Below are 7,232 nucleotides of genomic sequence, written 5' to 3'. Positions count from 1 at the left end.
CGCTTGCCCAGGACCCCGTGATGCGCCACCCGCCTCGACCGGCCACCGCCGGCCCCGCCTGTGTCCCGCAGCTGTCGATCCTGCGCCAGCACGGGAGCCGCCGATGATTACCGTGGCCCTGTCCAGCCTGGGCTTCTGCAGCCTCGGCCTGCTGGCGTCGATGTTCTCTGCCGTGGCGTTCTACGCCGCCTCGCCGCACTGCCGCTGGCCGCGCCTGCGCCGCGCCGGGCGCCTGGGCCGGCAGATCGGCCTGGTGGCGGCCGCTGCCGCGCTGTGGCTGTGGATGGCCGAACTGGGCTTCGCCACCGGACTGGTAGTAATGCTGTGCGCGTGGATGCTGACCGCCCTGCTGCTGCCGGCGCTGGCCGCCTGGCACCGGCCCGGCGTGGAGCCGCGCTGATGTGGATGCGCGCCTTCGCCGGCCTGCTGGCCGGATTCCTGCTGGCCGCCGCGGCCACCGGCCTGTTGACCTGGCTGCCACCCGGGCCGTGGACCAGCGCGCTGGTTCCGGGCCTGATCGCCTTCGTGCCCCTGTGGATGCTGGCGGCGTTGTGGGCCTTCAGCTTCCGCTCGCCCGCCCGTGCCTGGCTGGTCCTGTCGGCGTGCGCCGCCGCCGGCTTCCTTGCCCTGTGGCTGCTGCGCCTGACCGGCGCGGTGCAGTGAGACTTTCCGCATGAAATTCAGTTCGCAGACCCTGCGCACCTTCACCACGCTGCATACCTGGGTCGGCCTGGTGGCCGGCTTCGGCCTGTTCGTGGCCTTCTACGCTGGCGCGCTGACCCTGTTCCACCACGATCTGCCGCTGTGGCAGACACCGGGCGCCGCCTCGGCCCTGCCGGCCGGGCTGGACGATGCGCAGTACCTGCTCGATGACGTGCTGGCCCAGCACGCCGAGGCCCGGCGCCATGTCGGCATGACCTTCCCCGGTGACGACCACCCGCGGCCGCTGGCCTACTGGCAGGCCAGCGATGGCAGCTGGCGCTACGCCTGGCCGGGCCATACCGGCGGCAGCGCCACGCCGCCGCAGACCGGCCTGGCCGAGCTGGTGAACGAGCTGCATTACAGCCTGGGCCTGCCGGTGGCCGGCCTGTACGTGATGGGCATCGTCAGCCTGCTGTACGGCATGGCCCTGCTGAGCGGCCTGGTCATCCACCTGCCCAAGCTGCTGGGCGATCTGTTCGCGCTGCGGCCGGGCCGCAACCTGAAGCAGATGTGGCAGGACGCGCACAACGTGATCGGCGTGCTCTGCCTGCCCTTCCATCTGATGTTCGCGGTGACCGGCGCCCTGCTGTGCCTGGTGTTCATCCAGATTGCCCTGCTCAATCCGCTGATCTACGACGGCAAGGCGCTGCAGGCCGTGCCTGCGGCCATGGATACGGCGCCGGTGCGCGAGGCCAGCGGCGTGCCGGCCGAACCGGGCAGCCTGCGCCTGCTGCATGCGCGCGCCGTGGAAGCCGCACGCGCACAGGGCGTGACTGATTTCGAACCGGCGTACCTGAAGCTGGCCAACGGCGGCGACAGCCAGGCCACCATCGAGATTACCGGCGAATCCAGCGGCACCCTGGGCCCGCTGGGTTCGGTCGCGCTGGACGTGGCCAGCGGCGAGGTCCTGGCCACCCAGTTGCCCGGGCGTCGCGATGCCAACCACGCCACGCTGAGCGCGGCCTATGCCCTGCACTTCGGCGAGTTCGGCAATGGCGTGGTGGTCTGGCTGTACTTCCTGCTGGGGCTGGGCGGCGCCTTCCTGTTCTATTCGGGCAACCTGCTGTGGATCGAATCGCGGCGCAAGCGGCGCCAGGTCGAGCAGCCGCGTTCGGGGGTGAACATGGCGCGGGCGACGGTGGGCGTGTGCATCGGCCTGTGCGTGGCGATCTCGGTCGCCTTCATCACCGCGCTGGTGCTGGAACGGGTGGCCCCGGCCAGCGTGGACCACGGTATCCGCTGGGCCTGCTTCGGCACGTGGGCGGCGTGCGCACTGTGGGCGGCACTGCGTCGCCCGGCCCAGGCCGCGCGTGAACTGCTGTGGGCCGCGGCGATCAGCACCGCGCTGGTACCGGCGGCGCATGGCGCGCTCAACGGCGATTGGCTGTGGCTGGCCGCCGGGCGTGGGCACTGGCCGCTGTTCTGGATCGACGTTGTGGCCCTGGCCATGGCCGCCGGCTTTGCGCGGTTGGCAGTGGCCAGCCAACGCCGCGCCCGCAGCGGCGACCCCAACAGCGTCTGGGCGAATTGATGAAACCGCCGGGCATGGCCCGGCGCGCTACGCCTCGCCCGGTAGAGTCGAGCTTGCTCGACTGCTGTTGCATTCGATACACATCGCGCCAAGAGCAGTCGAGCAAGCTCGACTCTACAAATGCGGGTTTGTGGCCCACACGCATTACACGACATATCGGGTCCGAGGGCGCGGCCCGGCGCTACCGGTCATCCGGCGTCGGGATAACGACTGACTTCGATCAGGTTGCCGTCCGGATCGCGGAAGTACACCGACTCGATCGGCCCCAGCGCGCCGGTCCGTGCAACCGGCCCCTCCTCCACGACAACGGCCTGTGATTGCAGGTGGGCCAGTACATCGGCCGTTGCCGCACGCGTGACCAGGCAGAGGTCGGCACTGCCCGGCATGGGTTGTGCGGCATGTGGCTGCAGTGGCGCACTGGCAGGGTGCAGATTGATCTTCTGCTGGCCGAACTGCAGCGCGGTGCGGCCGGCACCGAAGCGCACGACCTCCATCCCCAGCACGCGCTGGTAGAAATCGCAGCTGCGCTCGATATCTGCAACGGTAATGACCAGATGGTCGAGGCGGTCGATGGTGATCATGCCAACAGATTAGCGCGGCGGCCGCGGGCCCGATGTGCGCGGTTGGGCCGCTGGCCTTGCGTCATTCTGCCGGGCATGGCCCGGCGCGCTACGGCTCGCCCCGGTAGAGTCGAGCTTGCTCGACTGCTGTTGCATTCGATACACATCGCGCCAAGAGCAGTCGAGCAAGCTCGACTCTACAAAGGCGCGTTCGTGGCCCAGAAGCATCAGACGGCACGCCGGGTCCGAGGGCGCGTCCATTCGCTGCCGGGGCGGCTCAATCGCCGACGCGGGCCTTCTGCCACGGCGCCAGCATGGCATTGAGCAGGCTGGCCTGTTCGTCGTCGCCGGTCAGCTCCCACATGAACACGCCAGCCAGGCCCTGCGCACGCGCGAACTGCGCGCGCAGGCCGATCGAACGCGGGTCTTCATAGCTGATGAACACCTTCTGTTCGGCGTTGTACAACCAAGGGCTCTGTGCCTGCGGCTGCCAGTGCTTCGCCCACCCGGGCTGGTCCAGATAACGCGACTTGATCACCCGCCAGTCGCCGGCATCGGCCGGTGCGCTGTAGGACTGGTACAGACCGTCGGCGGCATCGCCGGTGACCTTGAAGCCGCGACCATAGAACGGCACGCCCAGCACCAGCTTGTGCGCCGGCACGCCGTGTTCGCGGTAGTACTGCACCGCGCCGGCCACGTTGTTCCAGCGCCGCAGTTCCGGTGCCAGCGGGTCGGCCGGCACTTCATGCAATGGCGCATTGAAGGTGGACACCGCCGAGAAGCCGGTACCCATGTCATAGCTCATCAGGTTGATGAAATCGAACACCGCGGCCAACGCCGGCAGGTCATAGCTCGCCGCCGGGTCGTAGGGCCCATCGGTCTGCAGGCGACCGGCGGCCAGCGCCGCGGTCAGCAGCATCGGCTGGCCTGCCTTGCGGCCGCGCGCATCCAGCGCCACGCGGAACGCCTGCGCCAGCAGGGTCAGGTTGGCGCGATCCTGCGGGCGATGGGCCAGCTCCTTCGGTCCACCGCTCACCGGGAATTCCCAGTCGATGTCCACGCCATCGAAGCTGCCTGCATGGCGTTCGAAGAACAGCGCCATGCATGAATCGACCAGGCGCTTGCGGCTGGCCGCGGTCAGCGCCGTGTCGGAAAACCCGCCTGCGCCCCAGCCGCCGATCGAGATCAGCGTGCGCAGGTGCGGATGGGCTTTCTTCAGCTCGGCCAGTGCGGCGAAGTTCTGCGGCGCTTCCGCGCCGACCGTGCAGCGCCCGTCCTCGATGGTGGAGAACGCGTAGAACAGGTGGGTCAGGCGCTCGGCCGGAATGCGCGACACCGGGTAGCGCTCGGCCGAGCCACCGGGATAGTACGCGCCGAGAACAGGCGGCTGTGCGGGCGCGGCCCATGCAACCGTGGGCAGTGCGCCGGCAATCAGCACGGCAAGGACGGCGACGGACTGGCGGAACATGGGATCTCCCGGATCAATGACGCAGCCACGTTAGCAAACGCTTGGCGCTGCGGCGCGGATGTCCGGTCATGTCGTCCGCTGGACATGCGCGCGGCCGGGTCTGGTGGCTGGGCGAGGACACGTAGCGTCGAGCTTGCTCGACTGCAGTTGGCGCAATCTCAAGGGCAGTCGAGCAAGCTCGACGCTACCTGCAGAGGCCCGCCACACCGGACTTTCAGAATTCTTCAGCCGGATTTCCAGCACTTCAGACGGCACGCTGGCTGAATCAGGGCTCCCTTCAACGGAGCCTTGCCGATGCGCACGATCACCCTTCTCATCCTGCTGCTGTGCACCACCCTGCCCTGCACCGCAGCCCCCTTGGATACGGCGCGCCTGAAGGCGCTGGAACAGGCCATCGCCCGCGATGAGCTCAAGCAGGTGCGCAGCGTGCTGCTGCAGGTCGATGGCAAGGTGGTCTACGAGGGCTACTTCAACGGTGCCGACGCGCAGACCCTGCATGACGTGCGTTCGGCCAGCAAGAGCGTGACCGCACTGCTGGTCGGCGCGGCCATCGGCCAGCACCGGCTTCCGGGCGTGCAGGCCCGCGTGTACGACTACTTCCCGGCCTACACCGCCAGCCACAGCGTTGACCCCCGCCTGCGCGCCACCACCGTGCAGGACCTGCTGACCATGAGCAGCCTGTGGGAATGCGACGACGAGAATCCGTTCTCGGCCGGCAACGAGGAGCGCATGTACGTGGGCGAACGCTGGCTGGACTTTGCCCTGGGCCTGCCGGTGAAAGGCTTCGCGCCGTGGATGCAGCGCCCGCAGGACAGCCCGCATGGCCGCGCGTTCGCCTACTGCACCGCCAATTCCTTCGTGCTGGGCGCGGTGCTTGAACAAGCCACCGGGCAGCCGCTGGCCGACTTCGCCGCCACCGCGCTGGAGCGCCCGCTGGGCATCACCGAGCGCCACTGGAACCGTTCGCCGGAAGGCATCGGCATGGGCGGCGGCGGGACCCGCTACCGCAGCCGCGATCTGGCCCGGCTTGGGCAGCTGGTGCTGGACCGGGGCCGTTGGCAGGGCCAGCAGCTGGTTCCGCAGGACTACATCGAAGCGATGGTGCAGGCGCAGGCGAAGACATCCGATGGCAGCGATTACGGCTACCAGTGGTGGGGCCTGAAACTGGACGCGCAGGGTGCACCGCGAACGGTGTGGGCGATGTCCGGCAACGGCGGCAACTACGTGTTCGTGCTGCCCGAGCAACGCGCGGTGGCGGTCGTCACTACCCAAGCGTTCAACCGCAGCTTCGCCCACCCGCAATCGCGGCGCATCCTTACCGAGTTCCTGCTGCCGGCGCTGCACTGAGGCTGGCCAGGTCATCTGGCCGCCAGGCGGCGGCCAGTACCTGTGCGCGCTGGCGCGCAATGTCGGTATCCAGGCGTTCCAGCAGCGCCGGCCAACCGGGCGCGCCGCGCAGGGGCACGAACAGCGGCGTGGTTCGCAACCAGGCCGCGTCGCGGAAACCGTCGTCGACGGCCTGCTGCAGTGCCGCCAGCGCGTGGTCGGTCTGGCCCAGGGCCTGCAGCAGCAGCGCCCGCTCGATGGCTGCATCGGGCCAGCCATCCCCTGCCCCTGCCTGGTCACCCAGCTGCTGCAGGCGCTGGCGGATCCATGCCGCCTGCGCTGGTTGCGCGCCATGCAGGGCCGCCAGGGTCTGGCCGAGCGACTGCTGCGGCCGCAGTTGCCGGCCCAGTTCGAAGGCCTGGGCCGCTGCTGCGGGGTCACCGGCCAACAGCGCCAGTTCCCCCTGCAGGCGGCGCAGTTGCGGGTGCGGCGTGCCACGCGCCAGGGCTTCGTCCAGCGCCTGCCGCGCCTGCTGCGGTGCGCCGGCCAGGTACAGGCTGCGCGGCCAGGCGATGTTCGAAAAGACATTGTCCGGGTACAGCTGGAAGTTGCGCGCGTGGCGCTGCCCCGCCGCCTGGGTGAAGCCGAGCAGCTCCAGTTCGCGCGCGACCTGCACATCACGGAAGCGCACGCGTTCGGGCGCCTTCAACGACAGGTTCTGGCGCAGCGCGGTGGCCAGCTCGCCGCGCTCCTGCTGCAGGTAGGCCAGCGACGCACGGCTGCGTTCGTCGCCAGGGTCCAGTTCGATGGCGTGGCGGTAGCCGGCCATGGCCTGGCGCATGTCACCCAGGCAATCCTGCGCGTAGCCCCATAGCGCATGCGTGGCGGCCTCTTGCGGCGCCCGCTGGCGCTCCTGCTCTGCCAATGCCAGCGCCTCCCTTATCTGCGCAGGACTGCCATTGAACAGGCAGCCCTGCGCGGACAGAGCGCGTGACAGGCCGCGCCGGGCCGGCGCGGATTCCGGATCGGCCTGCAGGGCCTGCCGGTACAGGCTGATCGCCCGTTCGTTGTTGCTGGCCTGGCCGATGCCGGCGTAATAGTCGGCACGCTGCAGCAGCGACTGCGCGGCGCCTGGTGGCGCGGGCCGTGACCAGAAGAACAGCCCTGAAGCGACGGCCAGCAGCGTGGCCGCCGAGGTAACCAGCGCGGTCCAGCCGCGCCAGCGGGCGCGCGGCGTGAGGGAAGTGACCGGCAGCGGCGGCGCGCACAGCTGGTAGCCGCGCCCGCGCACCGAGCGGATGTAGCGGGGATTGCGGCCGTCGTCACCGAGCGCCTGGCGGAGCAGCTTCACCCGCTGACTGATCGCGTCTTCGCCCACCACGGCCGGCGCCCAGACCTGGGCGGCCAAGGTGTCGAAATCCACGACGTCGGTGCCGTGGGCCAGCAGCACGTCCAACAGGGTCCAGCTCAGGCCGCTGACGGGCAGTACCTCGCCGTGGCGGCTGACCCGTTGCGACGGGCGATCGATCTCCAGGTCGAGCAGGCGCAGGCTGTCCATGGGCGCAGCATAGCGGCAAGACCGGGGCGGAGCGCAGGCAAAGAAAAAGCGGGCCGAAGCCCGCTTTTTCATGATTGCGATGCCAGC

Annotated in this window: 7 protein-coding genes; 4 read left to right on the top strand and 3 right to left on the bottom strand. The window is 69.5% G+C overall.

Annotated features, from left to right (window positions below):
* The first annotated feature begins 103 nt into the window (after positions 1–103).
* Genes IAE58_RS10480 through IAE58_RS10470 form a run of 3 tightly spaced genes read left to right on the top strand, consistent with a single transcriptional unit; the run spans position 104 to position 2,233 of the window.
* On the top strand, positions 104–400 hold the full coding sequence (locus IAE58_RS10480; RefSeq protein ID WP_108750199.1) for a hypothetical protein: 297 nt from the start codon (positions 104–106) through the stop codon (positions 398–400).
* Positions 400–663 (top strand): hypothetical protein, encoded by a 264-nt coding sequence (locus tag IAE58_RS10475; protein WP_199933474.1) that lies wholly within the window; start codon positions 400–402, stop codon positions 661–663. The genes IAE58_RS10480 and IAE58_RS10475 overlap by 1 nt, the downstream gene beginning before the upstream one ends.
* 10 nt (positions 664–673) lie before the next feature.
* Entirely contained in the window at positions 674–2,233 is a 1,560-nt protein-coding gene (locus IAE58_RS10470; protein WP_199933473.1) for a PepSY-associated TM helix domain-containing protein, read from the top strand.
* 188 nt (positions 2,234–2,421) lie between these two features.
* Here IAE58_RS10470 and IAE58_RS10465 read toward each other — a convergent pair whose 3' ends face one another.
* Positions 2,422–2,814, bottom strand: a complete 393-nt coding sequence (locus tag IAE58_RS10465; protein WP_199933472.1) for a VOC family protein — start codon at positions 2,812–2,814, stop codon at positions 2,422–2,424.
* 256 nt (positions 2,815–3,070) lie between these two features.
* Complete coding sequence (locus IAE58_RS10460; protein WP_199933471.1) at positions 3,071–4,261, bottom strand: glycoside hydrolase family 18 protein; 1,191 nt, start codon at positions 4,259–4,261, stop codon at positions 3,071–3,073.
* A gap of 294 nt (positions 4,262–4,555) precedes the next feature.
* Here IAE58_RS10460 and IAE58_RS10455 point away from each other — a divergent pair, with 294 nt between their 5' ends.
* On the top strand, positions 4,556–5,608 hold the full coding sequence (locus tag IAE58_RS10455; protein ID WP_199933470.1) for a serine hydrolase: 1,053 nt from the start codon (positions 4,556–4,558) through the stop codon (positions 5,606–5,608).
* On the opposite strand, the gene IAE58_RS10450 is transcribed toward IAE58_RS10455, so the two are convergent.
* A complete protein-coding gene (locus IAE58_RS10450) occupies positions 5,577–7,145 on the bottom strand; it encodes a winged helix-turn-helix transcriptional regulator (RefSeq protein WP_199933469.1) in 1,569 nt (522 codons plus the stop codon). The two genes, IAE58_RS10455 and IAE58_RS10450, sit on opposite strands and share 32 nt — an antisense overlap.
* Between the last annotated feature and the right edge of the window lie 87 nt (positions 7,146–7,232).

This window comes from Stenotrophomonas sp. S49, assembly GCF_016624905.1.
GTDB lineage: Bacteria > Pseudomonadota > Gammaproteobacteria > Xanthomonadales > Xanthomonadaceae > Stenotrophomonas.
Note: the sequence above shows the minus strand (reverse complement) of the source record. Positions and strands in the feature narration are given on the sequence as shown.